Source organism: Pseudomonas sp. P20, assembly GCF_016463925.1.
GTDB lineage: Bacteria > Pseudomonadota > Gammaproteobacteria > Pseudomonadales > Pseudomonadaceae > Pseudomonas > Pseudomonas aeruginosa.
This window is the reverse complement of the sequence record NZ_JAEMVM010000013.1, coordinates 121,800-137,104: the sequence shown is the minus strand read 5'-3', so window position 1 is coordinate 137,104 and position 15,305 is coordinate 121,800. Positions and strand designations below refer to the sequence as shown.

At 66.3% G+C, this 15,305-nt stretch carries 15 protein-coding genes; 7 read left to right on the top strand and 8 right to left on the bottom strand.

The window, feature by feature from the left end:
* Positions 1-23 precede the first annotated feature (23 nt).
* A complete protein-coding gene (locus JHD77_RS18380) occupies positions 24-1,373 on the top strand; it encodes an APC family permease (RefSeq protein ID WP_003099715.1) in 1,350 nt (449 codons plus the stop codon).
* An 18-nt stretch (positions 1,374-1,391) separates the two neighbouring features.
* Here the strand turns inward: JHD77_RS18380 and JHD77_RS18375 are convergent, their stop codons facing one another.
* Together JHD77_RS18375 and JHD77_RS18370 are read right to left on the bottom strand one after the other, a co-directional pair.
* Complete coding sequence (locus JHD77_RS18375) at positions 1,392-2,735, bottom strand: sigma-54-dependent transcriptional regulator (RefSeq protein WP_003099712.1); 1,344 nt, start codon at positions 2,733-2,735, stop codon at positions 1,392-1,394.
* A complete protein-coding gene (locus JHD77_RS18370) occupies positions 2,732-4,498 on the bottom strand; it encodes a sensor histidine kinase (RefSeq protein WP_003114131.1) in 1,767 nt (588 codons plus the stop codon). The genes JHD77_RS18375 and JHD77_RS18370 overlap by 4 nt, the downstream gene beginning before the upstream one ends.
* 81 nt (positions 4,499-4,579) lie before the next feature.
* Between JHD77_RS18370 and poxA the strand changes: the two genes are divergently transcribed.
* Both poxA and JHD77_RS18360 read left to right on the top strand, forming a co-directional pair.
* Entirely contained in the window at positions 4,580-5,458 is an 879-nt protein-coding gene (gene poxA / locus JHD77_RS18365) for an alpha/beta hydrolase PoxA (RefSeq protein ID WP_003099708.1), read from the top strand.
* Positions 5,459-5,528: 70 nt separating this feature from the next.
* Positions 5,529-6,317, top strand: coding sequence for an OXA-50 family oxacillin-hydrolyzing class D beta-lactamase OXA-486 (locus tag JHD77_RS18360; RefSeq protein ID WP_003161965.1), 789 nt, complete (start codon positions 5,529-5,531; stop codon positions 6,315-6,317).
* A gap of 12 nt (positions 6,318-6,329) precedes the next feature.
* On the opposite strand, the gene JHD77_RS18355 is transcribed toward JHD77_RS18360, so the two are convergent.
* Complete coding sequence (locus JHD77_RS18355; RefSeq protein ID WP_003121391.1) at positions 6,330-6,830, bottom strand: DUF3301 domain-containing protein; 501 nt, start codon at positions 6,828-6,830, stop codon at positions 6,330-6,332.
* 32 nt (positions 6,831-6,862) lie between these two features.
* On the opposite strand from JHD77_RS18355, the gene pdxY reads away from it, so the two are divergent.
* The 3 genes from pdxY to JHD77_RS18345 are packed head-to-tail and all read left to right on the top strand — an operon-like array spanning position 6,863 to position 8,985.
* Positions 6,863-7,735, top strand: a complete 873-nt coding sequence (pdxY, locus tag JHD77_RS18350; RefSeq protein ID WP_003458375.1) for a pyridoxal kinase PdxY — start codon at positions 6,863-6,865, stop codon at positions 7,733-7,735.
* A 47-nt stretch (positions 7,736-7,782) separates the two neighbouring features.
* Entirely contained in the window at positions 7,783-7,956 is a 174-nt protein-coding gene (locus JHD77_RS32415) for a hypothetical protein (protein WP_233410299.1), read from the top strand.
* Positions 7,957-7,965: 9 nt separating this feature from the next.
* Positions 7,966-8,985, top strand: a complete 1,020-nt coding sequence (locus JHD77_RS18345) for an acyltransferase family protein (protein WP_265341990.1) — start codon at positions 7,966-7,968, stop codon at positions 8,983-8,985.
* On the opposite strand, the gene JHD77_RS18340 is transcribed toward JHD77_RS18345, so the two are convergent.
* The 3 genes from JHD77_RS18340 to JHD77_RS18330 form a co-directional block, all read right to left on the bottom strand.
* Positions 8,982-9,566 (bottom strand): YqaA family protein, encoded by a 585-nt coding sequence (locus JHD77_RS18340; protein WP_003097034.1) that lies wholly within the window; start codon positions 9,564-9,566, stop codon positions 8,982-8,984. The two genes, JHD77_RS18345 and JHD77_RS18340, sit on opposite strands and share 4 nt — an antisense overlap.
* Position 9,567: 1 nt before the next feature.
* Complete coding sequence (gene ybaL, locus JHD77_RS18335) at positions 9,568-11,271, bottom strand: YbaL family putative K(+) efflux transporter (protein ID WP_003099695.1); 1,704 nt, start codon at positions 11,269-11,271, stop codon at positions 9,568-9,570.
* A 378-nt stretch (positions 11,272-11,649) separates the two neighbouring features.
* On the bottom strand, positions 11,650-12,132 hold the full coding sequence (locus JHD77_RS18330) for an acyl-CoA thioesterase (RefSeq protein ID WP_003097040.1): 483 nt from the start codon (positions 12,130-12,132) through the stop codon (positions 11,650-11,652).
* Positions 12,133-12,292: 160 nt separating this feature from the next.
* Between JHD77_RS18330 and JHD77_RS18325 the strand changes: the two genes are divergently transcribed.
* A complete protein-coding gene (locus JHD77_RS18325) occupies positions 12,293-13,036 on the top strand; it encodes a hypothetical protein (RefSeq protein WP_031756766.1) in 744 nt (247 codons plus the stop codon).
* 47 nt (positions 13,037-13,083) lie between these two features.
* Here the strand turns inward: JHD77_RS18325 and JHD77_RS18320 are convergent, their stop codons facing one another.
* Both JHD77_RS18320 and JHD77_RS18315 read right to left on the bottom strand, forming a co-directional pair.
* A complete protein-coding gene (locus tag JHD77_RS18320) occupies positions 13,084-13,842 on the bottom strand; it encodes an SDR family NAD(P)-dependent oxidoreductase (RefSeq protein ID WP_003097046.1) in 759 nt (252 codons plus the stop codon).
* A 94-nt stretch (positions 13,843-13,936) separates the two neighbouring features.
* Positions 13,937-15,304: a glutamine synthetase family protein gene (locus JHD77_RS18315; protein ID WP_031756768.1), complete on the bottom strand. Its 1,368-nt coding sequence runs from the start codon at positions 15,302-15,304 to the stop codon at positions 13,937-13,939.
* Position 15,305 lies beyond the last annotated feature (1 nt).

Below are 15,305 nucleotides of genomic sequence, written 5' to 3'. Positions count from 1 at the left end.
TGCCTTTTCCCGAGGAGCCCGTCATGGCCATCGAACAGTTCGGATACCGGCAACAGCTGCGCCGCAGCCTGTCCCTGAGCGACCTGATCATCTACGGGATGATCTTCATGATCCCCATCGCCCCGTTCGGGGTCTACGGCTGGGTCCATGCCGACGCCCACGGCATGGTGCCGATGGCCTACCTGGTGGGCATGCTGGCGATGCTCTTCACCGCCCTCAGCTACGGAGCCATGGCCAAGGCCTTTCCGATTGCCGGCTCGGTGTATTCCTACGCCCAGCGCGGCATCCACCCCCATGTCGGCTTCATCGCCGGCTGGGTGCTGCTGCTCGACTACCTGCTGATCCCGCCGCTGCTCTACGTGTTCAGCGCGCTGGCGCTGAACCACTTGTTCCCGGCGATCCCCAAGCTGGCCTGGATGCTGCTGTTCCTGGTCTCGGCGACCCTGGTCAACCTGCGCGGCATCACCTTCGCCGCCCGCGCCAACCTGTTGTTCCTGATCGGAGAGCTGGTGGTGCTGGCGATCTTCCTGGTGGTCGGCTACCAGGCGCTGGAAGGCGGCCTGGGCAACGGCCGGCTGACCCTCGAACCGCTGTATCGCCCGGAAGCCTTCGATCTCGGCCTGGTAATGAAGGCCGCCTCGATCGCCGTACTGTCGTTCCTCGGCTTCGACGCCATCTCCACCCTCGCCGAGGAGGTCAAGGGCGATCCCGCCCGGCAGATCGGCCGCGCCGCGCTGATCGCGCTGTTCATCATGGGCGGCATCTTCATCGCGCAGACCTGGCTGGCCACCGACCTCGCCGCCGGGATGAACTTCAAGTCGGCGGACACCGCCTTCTACGAGATCGCCGAAGCGGCCGGTGGCCAGTGGCTGTCGATGCTGACCGCGGTAGCCACCGCGCTGGCCTGGGGTGTCACGGTGTCGATCACCTCGCAGGCAGCGGTCTCGCGCCTGCTCTACTCGATGGCCCGCGACGGCAGACTGCCGCGCGCGCTGGCCAGGGTCCATCCGCGCTACCAGACGCCGCACGTCAGCCTGTACCTGGTGGCGGTGCTGTCGCTGGGAATCGGCTGGGCCTTCCTCGACGCACCGGACGTGCTCACCTCACTGGTGAACTTCGGTGCCCTCACCGGCTTCTGCCTGCTGCACCTGAGCGTGATCAACCACTACTACCGCCGCCAGCGCTCCGGCCAGTGGTTGCGGCATCTACTGTTCCCGCTGGTGGGCCTGGCGATCATCGCCTACGTGCTGTACAGCATGAGCCTCGACGCACAGTTGCTCGGACTGGCCTGGATCGCGGTGGGGCTGGTCTACCTGGCGTTGCTGCAACGCGGCGGGCGCCAGGCGCCAACGGAGTTGGCGAAGGATCTCTGACGCCTCGCGAGGGCTGGTTCAAGCCGGCTCTTCGCCGACGAAATCGCTGCGGCTGAGGCCATGCCGCAGCATCTTTTCGTTGAGTGTCCGGCGCGGCAGTTGCAGCAACTCCATCACCGCCTTGATATCCCCGCGGCACTGGCCGAGCGCCTGGCGCAGGCACTCCGCCTCGAAGGCTTCCATGCGTTCCGCCAGCCCCGAGGTAAGGCCGCCGCCTTCCTCCGCGTCCCCACGCTCCAGGCCGAGGACATGACGCTCGGCGGCGTTGGCCAGCTCGCGTACATTGCCAGGCCAGTCGTGGGCCATCAGCCGCGCCAGTTCCGCCGGCGCGGCGGGCTGCGGCTCGCGGCCGAGGCGCTGGCTGGCAACGCTGGCGAAATGTTCGAAGAGCAGCGGGATGTCCTCGCGACGCTCGCGGATCGGCGGCAGGCGCAGCTCGGCGACGTTCAGGCGATACACCAGGTCCTCGCGGAAGCGTCCGGCACGTGCTTCGGCCAGCAGGTCGGGCTTGGTCGCGGCAATCACCCGCAGGTCGACGTGGATGCTCTGGTTCGAGCCGAGCCGCTCCAGTTGCTGCTCCTGCAGGACGCGCAGCAGCTTGACCTGCTGCGCCAACGGCATGCTTTCGATCTCGTCGAGGAACAGGGTGCCGCCATGGGCATGCTCGAGCTTGCCGATGCGCTTGCCCTGCGCGCCGGTGAAGGCGCCGCTCTCATGACCGAACAGCTCGCTCTCGAACAGTTGCTCGGGAATCGCCGCGCAGTTCAGCGCCACGAACGGCTTGTCGGCGCGCGGCCCGAAGTCGTGCAGGCAGCGGGCAACCAGTTCCTTGCCGCTGCCGGTCTCGCCACGGATCAGGACGTTCACCGGGGTCGGCGCCAGGGCCAGAACCTGCCGGCGCAACGCTTCCATCGGCTTGGACACGCCGAGCAGACGCGCATCGACCTGGTCCTTGAGACTGGCCTGCTCCTTCAGGCGCCGGTTCTCCAGCACCAGGCGGCGCTTTTCCAGCGCGCGCCGCAAACTGCCGAGCAGGCGCTCGGGCGTGAAGGGTTTCTCGATGAAGTCGTAGGCACCCTGGCGCATGGCCTCCACCGCCATCGGCACGTCGCCGTGCCCGGTGACCATGATCACCGGCAGGTCGCGATCGACCGCCTGCAGGTTGGCGAGCAGTTGCAGGCCGTCCATGCCGGGCATGCGCACATCGCTGATGACCACCCCGGCGAAGGACTTGTCCAACGCTCCCAGGCACTCCTCGGCGCGCAGGCACAGGCGCACCTCGAAGCCGGACAGCTCCAGCCATTGCTGCACCGCTTCGCGGATCGTCGCTTCGTCGTCGACGAAGATCACCTGGTCGCTCATGTCGTTACGCTCGTGTCATCGGGGGCCGCCGGCAGGATCAGGCTGAACACCGCTCCCGCTTCGGCATTGGCGACCTGCAGGCGGCCGCCGAGTTCGTGGACGATCCCATAGGATACCGCCAGGCCGAGGCCGAGTCCCTCTCCCACCGGCTTGGTGGTGAAGAACGGATCGAAGACGCTGCCCAGGTGCTCGGCGGGAATCCCGCCGCCGTTGTCGGCGACGCTCAGCACCCAGTCGCCACCAAGCCGTTGCAGGGCCAGGCGGATCCATGGCCGCTCCTGGCCGGCAACGGCATCCAGGGCGTTGCGCAGCAGGTTGACCAGCACCTGTTCCAGGCGGATCGCGTCACCCATCACCCAGGCCGGCCAGAGCAGCGCCTGCTCGATCTCCACCCGTTCGGCGCGGATTCGCGGCAGCAACAACTGCTGCGCCTGTTCGACCACGTGACCCAACTCGATACGCTCGCGCAGGCCGCCGGCGCTCTTGCGCGCGAAGGTCTTCAGGTGGCCGGTGAGCGCGGCCATGCGTTCGAGCATCTGGTCGATGCGCGGCAACGCCTGGCGCGCCTCGTCGTGGCGTCCGGCGTCGAGCAGGAGGCGCAGGCTGGCCAGTTGCATGCGCTGGGCGGTGAGCGGCTGGTTGATCTCATGGGCCAGGGCTGCCGACATCTGCCCCAGGGCGGCCAGCTTGGCCGCCTGCACCAGGCCGTCCTGCGCGGTACGCAGGTCGGCGGTGCGCTGCTCGACCAGGCGCTCCAGCTCCTCCCGGCTACGTTGCCGCAGGCGGGCGATACGCCAGCGCTGGTGCAGGAACAAGCCGAGGAAGACCAGCGCCAGCCAGGTGCCGGCGGCGGCCAGGCGCGCGGTGGCGACGTCGTCCTGGATGCTCGCGGTGTCGCGCAGCAAGTGGAGGGTCCAGCCGTCGTTGGGCAGGTCCAGCGATTGCCAGAGGTAGTCCTTCTCGCCGTCGGCGCTTTCCACCCGCGCCAGACGGCGGTCTTCGCCGTAGCTGCGCAAGGTCTGGTGGCGCAGGGGTGTCAGGGGCTGGCGATCGTATTGCCGGGTCTCCGCCAGTTCGAAGCGGTCCACGGTATCCAGCGGTTCCAGTTCGCGGTAGCGCCAACCGGCGTGGTTGGCGAGGAACACGATGCCCTTGGCGTCGCTGGCCAGGACCAGGTCGGGGGTCTGGTTCCACTGCCGTTCCAGATCGGGAAACTCCAGCTTGACCACGATTGCGCCCAGGAAGCTGCCGTCCTCGGCGCGCACCGCGTGGGACAGGAAATAACCGGGAATCCCGCTGATCACCCCGACCGCATAGAAACGTCCGGAGCCTTGGGCGATGGTCTGGCGGAAATAGGGACGGAAACCGTAGTTGTGGCCCACGTAGCTGGTCGGCAGGTTCCAGTTGCTCGCCGCCACGGCCAGCCCGGTACGGTCGAGCAGCTCCAGGGTGGAGGAGCGGGCGGCCAGGTTGATGCTTTCCAGCTTGAGGTTGAGGCGCTGCTGCAACTCGCCGTCGATCGGCCCGGCCAGCGCCGCGCGCAGGTCCGGATCCAGCGCCAGTACCGCCGGCAGGCTGCGGAAGCGTTCGATCAGGGTCTGCAGCGAGCCGGCGTAGAGGTCCAGCTGCTTGCGCACCTGTTCGCCCTCGGCGCGTAGCGCCTGCTGCCGCGCCTGGCGACCCGCCCAGTCCATGGACAGCAGCAGGCCGCCGAGCAGCGGCAGCAACAGCAGGAACAGGCGCAGCGGACGGGACAAGGACATCAGCGGATCGAAACGGCGGCGGGAAGCGGCGACGATAGCACGGCGCCCGGTTACACTGCGCGCCGTACGAGGAGTCCGCCCATGTCGCTATCCCCCTGGTCCCATTCCTGCTCGGCCGGTTTCACCCTGCGCGGCTGGCGCAGCGAACCGAGCGGCAAGCCGTTGCTGCATTTCCTCCATGGCAACGGCTTCTGCGGCCGCACCTACGAACCGATGCTGCGTCTGTTGGCGGAGGATTTCGACCTCTGGCTGTGCGACATCCAGGGCCACGGCGAAAGCGACCACGGCGGCCGCTTCCACGGCTGGAACCGCAACGCCGAGATGGCGGTGGAGGCCTTCGAGGCCGGGCGCGGTCCCTATGGAGATGTCCAGCGACTGGCCTGCGGGCACAGCTTCGGCGGCGTCCTCAGCAGCCTCGTCCTGGCCCGCCATCCCACCCTGTTCGCCCGCGCCGTGCTGCTCGACCCGGTACTGTTCACCCCGGCGATGATCGGCGTGATGGCACTTTCCGAGACCCTCGGCCTGCAATTGCGCGGCAGCCTGGCGAAGAAGGCGCGCCTGCGCCGCAGCCAGTGGCCCGATCGCGCAGCCGCCTACGCCGGCTTGCGCGGCCGCGGTATCTTCAAGGGCTGGACCGACGAGGCGCTGTGGGCCTACGTGGAATATGCGCTGAAGGAGAGCGACGGCGGAGTCGAGCTGAAGTGCCGGCCAAGCCGCGAAGCGGAGATCTTCAGCTCCTTCCCCAGGCGGCTGTGGCCGTCGCTGGGCAAGATCACCACGCCGACCCGCGTGCTCTACGGTGACCGCACCTACCCTTTCGTCGCCAAGTCGGTGGCGCGCTGGTGCTCGCTCAACCCCCAGGTCAGCGCCCACGTGGTGGTCGGCGGCCACTGCTTCATGCAGGAAGACCCGGCCGATGCCGCCGAACGCGTACGCGACTTTCTCCTGCCCAATCCATGAACGCTCCTTCCGTGGGGAATCCGGCGCTCATCCATCGGTCCCAGGGAGGATGACTCCACAGGACCGAGCCATGCGCCCTCTCCTCTTCAGTGCCCTTCTCCTGCTTTCCGGGCATACCCAGGCCAGCGAATGGAACGACAGCCAGGCCGTGGACAAGCTATTCGGCGCGGCCGGGGTGAAAGGCACCTTCGTCCTCTACGATGTGCAGCGGCAGTGCTATGTCGGCCATGACCGGGAGCGCGCGGAAACCCGCTTCGTTCCCGCTTCCACCTACAAGGTGGCGAACAGCCTGATCGGCTTATCCACAGGGGCGGTTAGATCCGCCGACGAGGTTCTTCCCTATGGCGGCAAGCCCCAGCGCTTCAAGGCCTGGGAGCACGACATGAGCCTGCGCGAGGCGATCAAGGCATCGAACGTACCGGTCTACCAGGAACTGGCGCGGCGCATCGGCCTGGAGCGGATGCGCGCCAATGTCTCGCGCCTGGGTTACGGCAACGCGGAAATCGGCCAGGTTGTGGATAACTTCTGGTTGGTGGGACCGCTGAAGATCAGCGCGATGGAACAGACCCGCTTTCTGCTCCGACTGGCGCAGGGAGAATTGCCATTCCCCGCCCCGGTGCAGTCCACCGTGCGCGCCATGACCCTGCTGGAAAGCGGCCCGGGCTGGGAGCTGCACGGCAAGACAGGCTGGTGCTTCGACTGCACGCCGGAACTCGGCTGGTGGGTGGGCTGGGTGAAGCGCAACGAGCGGCTCTACGGCTTCGCCCTGAACATCGACATGCCCGGCGGCGAGGCCGACATCGGCAAGCGCGTCGAACTGGGCAAGGCCAGTCTCAAGGCTCTCGGGATACTGCCCTGACGCTCTGCCGCCTCAGTCGCCGACCTTTTTCTGCCGGGACTGCCGCCACTCGTCGAGGCGAATCACCTCGGCGCTATGCACCGGCGGGTTGTCGACCTCGGCGGCCGCCTCGAAGCGATGCGGGGCCAATTCGATGGCGCCGAGGTGATAGCCATACATGACGATGCGCCCGGCGTAGCGTTCCTCGCCGCTGACGGTGAATTCGAAACCGAACTCGCGGCTCAGCCGCCACTGACCACGGTGGTCACGGGCCAGGCGCAGGCGCCGGCGCGCGACATTCTCGTCGAGCAGTTCCACGCCCTGCTTGGCGCAATGCTGCTTGGCCAGCAGCAACGCCCGCTCGCGCACGCCATGGGCGCGCCACCACCAGGCTGCGGCGGCGCCCAACAGGAGCATGACGAAAAGGTTACCCAGGGTCACGAGCGGAATCCGGTGTAGGGGGACGGCCAGCTTACCCGTTCTCCCGGCAGGCAGCGAGTGGGGGGTGTTTTCGCCATGTGAATTAGCCCCCATACTGCGCCGACTCAGCTGTAGGAAGTCGTCTCATGCCACGCACGCCCCACCTGCTCGCCATCCAGTCCCATGTGGTCTTCGGCCACGCCGGCAATGCCGCGGCGGTGTTCCCGATGCAGCGCATCGGAATCAACGTCTGGCCGTTGAACACGGTGCAATTCTCCAACCACACCCAGTACGGTCGATGGACCGGGCAGGTGCTGCCGCCGGAGCAGATCCCGGCGCTGGTGGACGGTATTGCCGGCATCGGCGAACTGGGCAACTGCGACGCGGTGCTGTCCGGCTATCTCGGCAGCGCCGCCCAGGGCCGCGCCATTCTCGATGTGGTGGCACGGATCAAACAGGCCAACCCTCGGGCGTTGTACCTCTGCGACCCGGTCATGGGCCACCCGGAAAAAGGCTGCATCGTGGCCCCGGAGGTCAGCGACTTCCTGCTGGAAGAAGCCGCCGCGGTCGCCGACTACCTGTGTCCCAACCAGTTGGAGCTGGACAGCTTCTGCGACCGCCAGCCGGACTCCCTCGCCGACTGCGTGGAAATGGCACGGAGCCTGCTGGCACGCGGTCCCAGGGCAATCCTGGTAAAGCACCTGAACTATCCGGGCAAGGCCGGCGACACCTTCGAGATGCTGCTGGTGGCCGCCGATCAGGCCTGGCACCTGCAACGCCCGCTGCTGGCCTTCCCGCGGCAACCGGTCGGAGTCGGCGACCTGGCCTCGGGGCTGTTCCTCTCTCGCCTGCTGCTCGGCGACGACTTGCGTAACGCCTTCGAATTCACCGGCGCCGCGGTCCATGAAGTGCTGCTGGAAACCCAGGCCTGCGGCAGCTACGAGCTGGAGCTGGTGCGGGCGCAGGATCGGATCGCACATCCACGTCTCAAATTCGAAGCTCGCTCACTCGCAATGTAGGAATCTGACATATCATTCTCGGTCTTCCGACAGAGATAGACCGACGAATGAGCCCCACCAGCGCCCTACCTGCCCTAGCCTGCCTGGCTGTTGCGCTCGCCACCTGTGAGTTCATTCGTCGCCTTGGCAGCGCGCGCCTGCCCGCTTCCCGGTTCGTCACCATCGACGGCCTGCGCGGTTACCTGGCGTTCTTCGTTTTTCTCCATCACTCGTCCATCTAGTACTACTATCTGAAGGATGGTCTCTGGCAACTACCGCCGTCCCGGCTCTACGCCCATTTCGGCCAGACCAGCGTCGCGCTGTTCTTCATGGTCACCGGCTTCCTCTTCGCTCACAAGCTCCTGCACAGCCGCGGCACGCCGATCAGATGGCTGGATGTCTATGCATCGAGGATTGCCCGGCTGCTCCCAGCCTATCTCCTGGCAATGGCACTGCTATTCCTTTTGGTGTTCACGGCCACCGGCTTTTCCCTACGCGAGGCGCCCTCGGCCCTGCTTGGCAAGATGCTCGACTGGTTGCTCTTCTCGATACCGAGCAAGCCTGACATGAACGGTTTCATCGGGACATTCCGCATCGTGGCAGGGGTGACCTGGACGCTGCCCTATGAGTGGTTGTTCTACTTCTGCCTGCCATTCCTCGGCGTCCTGCTCGGGAACCGTCCTTCCCCAGTAGCCATGGCCATCATGGCAGGCATGATCTGGCTGGTACTGAAAGCCTGGCAGCCGAACTGGACGCTCGCCTATATGTTCGTCGCTGGTGGGTTGTCAGCGCTCGCGGTACGCTCGACGCACCTGCAGCGATTCGCCGCGAGTATCCCCGGCAATCTCCTATGCCTGGCGCTCCTGCTCCTACCCGGAGTGCTCTTTCCCAGCGCCTATCAGGAAACGGCGATCCTCATTCTCGGCCTGGCTTTCCTGCTGATTGCGGCGGGTTCGAGCCTATTCGGCCTGCTGACTCAAGCACTGTCCCGCTTCCTCGGCGAAATGACCTACAGCATGTATCTGCTGCACGGGTGCATCCTATTCATCAGCTTCGAACTGCTGATCGGCAGGGACAACGCCAAGGCGTTTTCCGCTCTGGAACACTGGCTGGTCATAGGTGCGATCACTCCCCTGGTAGTGCTCGCGTCGTATCTATCCTTCCGTTTCATAGAAAGTCCGGCCATGCAACGCTCCAGACAACTCAGCGCTCTGCTGGGCAAACCGATGCTGGCGCTCAAGCGCCTGGGCCGTCACCCGACTGCTGGCTAAAGAACGTATTTCCCCAACATCAACCCACCGACCACCATCACCGCCATCAGCACGAAAGCCATGCCCAGACGCCGCTCGATCAGGGTCTTCAGGCGTGGGCCAGCCCAGAACAGCAAAGCGCAGGTAGCGGCGAAGCGCAGGCTGCGGGCGACAAGGCTGAGGCCGACGAACAGCCAGAGGTCGAGCTGGGTCACTCCGCTGGTAATGGTGATCACCTTGTACGGCAGCGGCGTGAAGCCGCCGCCCAGCAGCACCATCAGCCAGCCCAGTTCGTTGTAGCGTTCGGCGACCTGTTCGAAGTTCTCCAGCAAGCCGTAGAACGCCAGGATCGGCATGGCCACGCTCTCGAACAGCAGCAAGCCGATGAAATAGCCGGCGATGCCGCCCAGCACCGAGCTGATCGCGCAGATCGTCGCGTAGCGCCAGGCCTTGGCCCGGTTGGCCAGGACCATCGGCACCAGCAAGGCGTCCGGCGGAATCGGGAAGAACGAGCTTTCGGCGAAGGTCACCCCGCCCAGGGCCAGCTCCGCGCGGGGATGGCCGGCCAGGCGCAGGGTCCAGTCGTAGAGACGGCGCAACATGTCAGGCCGACTGCGGCAGCGGTGCGTCGGCGCCGCGCTCGTCACGGTCGAGTCCCAGGCGATGGACCATGCCGCAGGCGATCTCGCGCTCGCCCATGATCACCAGGTTGGCGCCGTTCTGCTCCAGGTAGTCCACCTCGGCGTCGAAATGCGCCCGGGCGACGATGTCCAGCGGCGGGTTCACCGCGCGGGCGTGGCTGGCGATCTGCCCGGCCTCGAAGCCGTTGGGAATGGCGATCAGCAACCAGCGCGCCTCGGCGATGTTGGCCAGTTCCAGCACGCCGGGACTGGCGGCGTTGCCGAGGACCACGCTGTAGCCCTGTTCGCGCAGTTCGTCGGCCTTATCACGCTTGTCCACCACCACCACGAAGGGCGTCCCGGCGGCGCGCAGGCGAGCGCTGACCAACCCGCCAACCCGGCCATGACCGATCAGCACCGCATGCTCGCGCTCCAGGATCGGCGGCGGCAGGTCCTGCGCCGGCATCTCGCGAACCCCGCCAGCGGCCTCCGCCAGGCGCTGCTCCTTGCGTTGCTGCAGGCGATCGATGGCGATGAACAGCAGCGGATTGACCAGGATCGACAGGATCGCCCCGGCCAGCACCAGGTCGCGGCTCTGCTCCGGCACCAGTTCGAGGCCAATGCCCAGGCCGATGAGAATGAAGGAAAACTCGCCGATCTGCGCCAGGCTGGCGGCGATCACCAGTGCGGTGCTGTTCGGATGGCCGAAAGCGCGGACGATCAGGTAGGCGGCCACCGACTTGCCGAAGACGATGACCAGGAAAGTGGCCAGGACCGTCAGCGGCTCCTGCAACAGGATCATCGGATTGAACAGCATCCCTACCGAGACGAAGAACAGCACCGCGAAAGCGTCGCGCAGCGGCAACGAGTTCTCCGCCGCCTCGTGGCTGAGCTCGGACTCGTTGAGAATCATCCCGGCGAAGAAGGCGCCTAGCGCGAAGGACACCCCGAACAGCACCGCCGAGCCATAGGCGATGCCCAGGGCAATGGCCAGCACGGCCAGGGTGAAGAGCTCCCGCGAACCGCTGGCGGCGATCCTCTCCAGCACCCAGGGCACCACCCGGCGACCGCCGAAGATCATCAGGGCGACGAAGGCGGCGACCTTGCCCAGGGTAATCAGCAGCGGCCAGAGCAGACCGGCGTCGCCGCCGTCGGTCTTGCCGCCGAGGGTGCCGGCGAGCGCCGGCAGGAGCACCAGGGTCAGGACCATCGCCAGGTCCTCGACGATCAGCCAGCCGATGGCGATCCTGCCACGCTTGGTGTCCAGCAACTGGCGCTGCTCCAGGGCGCGCAACAGCACCACGGTACTGGCCACCGACAGGCTCAGGCCGAATACCAGGCCGCCGCCGAAGCTCCAGCCGAGCAGCTTGGCCAGGCCGATGCCAAGCAGCGTGGCGACGCCGATCTGCACCAGCGCCCCGGGAATGGCAATGGCCTTCACCGAGAGCAGGTCCTTGAGCGAGAAGTGCAGGCCGACGCCGAACATCAGCAGGATCACGCCGAGTTCGGCGATTTCCTGCGACAGCGCCTGGTCGGCGACATAACCGGGAGTGAACGGCCCGGCCAGGACGCCCGCGAGCAAGTAGCCGACCAGCGGCGAAATGCGCAGGCGATTGGCCAGGGCCCCGAAGAGGAAGGCGAGGACGAACCCCGCGGCGAGTGTAGTGAGTAACGGCGTATGGTGCATCAGGACTCCCGGCAACACGGGGAACGCGTCCTCCGCGGCCTGGCCGGCGGACGACGACGTTCGAAATGGATCACGGACCCGCGCCCGTGACGGCAAGGCGGAAAGGCTTTCCGCCAACGGAGCCGGGCAGAGCGACCGGCCCATGGCATTCGAGCGACCCGACGGCGGCTATGGTTCCTGGCGAAACCCGGCGCGATACCGACAGGTTAACCCGTTGACGTTGCTGGAGTTTTAACAGGCACGCCGGTTTCTTATCAAGAAATGTCAGGAATGGACGCCAGCAGAGGCAAACCTCTGCGTTTTCTTATGAAAAGCTGCGAAAATTCGCGAAACGGCAGCAGGTCCGAAGCGGGCTCGACCGGACACTGGCAGCCTTCCTCATCCGTCTTCGCGAATCGCCTGGTAGCGGGCCTCCAGCTCCGCGCGCAGCTGGCGGCGTTGTTGGGCCTGGGCGAAGCGGCGCTTCTGCTCGGCGGTTTCCAGCTCCAGCGGGCGGACGGCCACCGGCTTGCGCTCGTCATCCAGGGCGACCATGGTGAAGAAACAGCTGTTGGTATGACGCACGGACTGCTCGCGGATGTTCTCGGTGATGACCTTGACGCCGATTTCCATGGAAGTCCGCCCGGTGTAGTTGACCGAAGCGAGGAAGGTCACCAGTTCGCCGACATGCACCGGCTCGCGGAAGATCACCTGATCCACCGACAGGGTCACCACGTAGCGACCGGCATAGCGACTGGCGCATGCATAGGCGACTTCGTCGAGATACTTCAGGAGGGTACCGCCATGGACATTGCCGGAGAAATTGGCCATGTCCGGGGTCATCAGCACGGTCATCGACAGTTGGTTGTTTCCGGGTTGCATAGCGCTTTTTCTCTCATCAGGACGGGCGGGGGACACCATAGACGCAAACGAAGACGGCAGCGGCCACAAATTTTCAATCGTCATGATCGAAATCGCGCCGGGTCGTGCAGACATCCGCGGGCTTTTCTAGACTGGCCCTTTTCCACCGGGAATCGCGCCAATGCCTGCCGCCATTCGCATCCTTCTCCTGGCCCTGGCCGTGCTTGCCGGCATCGGTGCCGCTGCCATCCAGGCCGAGGATACGCCCTGCGCCACCGCCGCGGAATGCAACACGCGCGGCACCCAGGCTTATCGACAGGGGAGTTATCCACAGGCGCTGGACGCCTTCGCCTGGCAATTGCGCCTGGCCGAACGCCAGGAACAGGGCGGAGCCGACTCGGAACAGGCGCTGAACAATCTCGCGCTGACCAGCCTCAAGGCCGGGCAACCGGGACGCGCCCGCGCCTGGATGAACCTGGCGCTGGATCGCGGCTACAGCGGCAAGGCCACGCGCCACAACCTGGAACAGGTTGCCCTGAAAGTCGACTATCCGTCCCTCCAGGGCCTCGCCGGGCACTACCTGCGCTACGCCGGGCAGGCCGAATGGGAAAGCCTGCAGATCGAACCGGTGAAGGGCGGCTACCAGGCGAGCTTCGCCCTGATGCGCATCGGCAATCCGGAGAAACTGATGGAATATGGGCCCGTGGCGGTCGGCGAGTTGTCCGGTCGGCTGGAGGGGCAAGGCGCCCTCTACCGACTGCGCAGCGAAGGCCTGGGCGCCGGCTGCAGCCTGCTGGTATGGCAGGAAGGCATCGACCTGCGAGTGGTGGAGAGCCTTGGCGGGGACTGCCAGGGTTACGGCGGCATGGGCATCGCCGCCGCCGGTAACTGGGTGAAGATATCCAGTCAGGCCAGGGACGACTGAAACTTTTCCACAGGCCGCTCCAGCGGAGCGACCCGTGGAAAATCCACTCAGCGGCCAGCGGACAGGCCGAAGTCCACCGCCAGGTCGGCGCCCGTGATCGCTTCGGCCTGAGGGCCGCAGAGATACCAGACCAGCTCGGCGACTTCTTCCGGGCGGATGAAGCGTGCCGCCTTGCCCTGTGGATAATCCTTCAGCAGCGCGCGCTTGTAGCCATCCGGATTGCCCATCCCATAGCGTTCGGCCTGGTAGTCGAGCATCGGCGTGGCGATATCCGCCGGCGACACGGCGTTGACCCGCACGCCCTGCTCGGCCAGTTCCAGCGCCAGGGTCTTGCTCAGCATGGTAAGCGCCGCCTTGCTCGCGCAATACGCCGCCGAACCCCGGTAGGCCTGGCGTCCGGAGTCGCTGGAGATGTTGACGATGCTGCCCTGGTTTTCCTTCAGGTAGGGAATCGCGGCCTGGCACATGTAGAAGGAGGCCTTGAGGTTGACTCCCAGGACCAGGTCGAAATCCTCCTCGGTGAAGTTTTCCACAGGCCCCTCGCGCCAGACGCCCGCGGCATTCACCAGGGCGTCGAGACGTCCGGTACGGGCGAGAATCTTCGACATCAGGGTATGGCAGTTATCCGCGCTGCGCAGGTCGGCGACCCCGCTGGCGTCCAACGGCACCTGCGCGTTCAGCGCGTGCAGGCCCTCCTTATCCACATCCGTGGCGGCGATGCGCCAATGACTCTGGGCGAAACGCTTGGCGATTGCCCGGCCCAAGCCGCCGGCTGCACCAGTGATAAGAACGACGGGCGTGCTCATCTGCTTTTCCTTACTCCTGTGCCGCGTGGAAAACACCGACGGCCAATCGGCCGCCCGCTTCAATGACTGACCGGCAACGCCGGCAGCCGTTCATTCAGGCCTGGTTGAGATACCAGCGCCAGTCCTGCTCGCCGACCTCGCCCATGAAGGCACGGTATTCGGCCTGCTTGATCGCCAGGTAGATCTTCAGGAAATCCTCGCCGAGCGCCTCGCGCGCCCAGGCCGAGCCCTCCAGCGCGCGCAGCGCAGTCAGCCAGTCGCTCGGCAACACCTGGGTGGCTTGAGCGTAGCCGTTGCCAGTGATCGGCGCACCGGGGTCGAGTCGCTCGCGAATCCCCAGGCGCACCGCCGCGAGCAACGCCGCCGCCGCCAGGTAGGGATTGGCGTCGGCGCCGCAGATGCGGTGCTCGATGTGCCGGCTGGACGGCGGGCCGCCGGGAACCCGCAGCGACACGGTGCGGTTGTTGATTCCCCAGGTCGGCGCCAGCGGCGCGTAGCTGTTCGCCTGGAAGCGGCGGAACGAGTTGGCGTTCGGACAGAACAGCGCCAAAGACTCCAGCAGGCACGCCTTCATTCCACCGATGGCCTGGCGCAGCAGCGGGGTCCCGGCCGGGTCCTCGCTGGCGAACAGATTGTTGCCAGCGGCGTCGGCCAGGCTGACGTGCAGGTGCAGGCCGCTGCCGGAAAGATCGGCGAACGGCTTGGCCATGAAGCAGGCCTGCAACCCATGGCGATTCGCCACGCCCTTGACCAGGCGCTTGTAGCGCACGCCTTCGTCGATCGCCTGGAGCGTGTCGAAGCGATGCTGCAGGGTAATTTCCACCTGCCCCGGCGCGTACTCCGAAATCGCCGTGCGCGCCGGCAGGCCCTGGGCCTCGCAGGCGGCATACAAGTCATCGAGGAATGGCTGCAACTGCTCCAGCTCGTAGACGCCATAGACCTGGGTCGCCCGCGGCCGCTGGCCATTCATCTGTAACGCCGGCAACGGCCGGCCGTCGCTGTCGCGTTCGCGGTCGAGCAGGTAGAACTCCAGTTCCACCGCCATCACCGGGTGGAAACCCTCCGCCTGCAGGCTGTGGATAACCCGCTGCAACACATGCCGGGGATCGCCCGCCGCGGCCGGTAGCCCGAGCTCGGGATGCATGCTGACCTGCACCTGGCCGGTCGGTGACTGCCGCCAGGGTTGCAGGGTCAGGCTGCCGGGCAGCGGGAAGGTCCAGCAATCGGCATCGCCGACGTCCCAGACCAGGCCGGTCTCCTCGACGTCATCGCCATTGATGGTCAGGCCGAGGATGGTGCTCGGCAGCGGCCGCCCGCTTTCGTAGACCGCCAGCAGCTCGTCGCGATGCAGCAGCTTGCCGCGCGGCACGCCGTTGGCGTCGATCAGGAACAGCTCGATGCTGCGCACCTCGGGGTGTGCGGCGAGGAACTCGCGGGCTTCCCGCGGATCGGCGAAATGCATC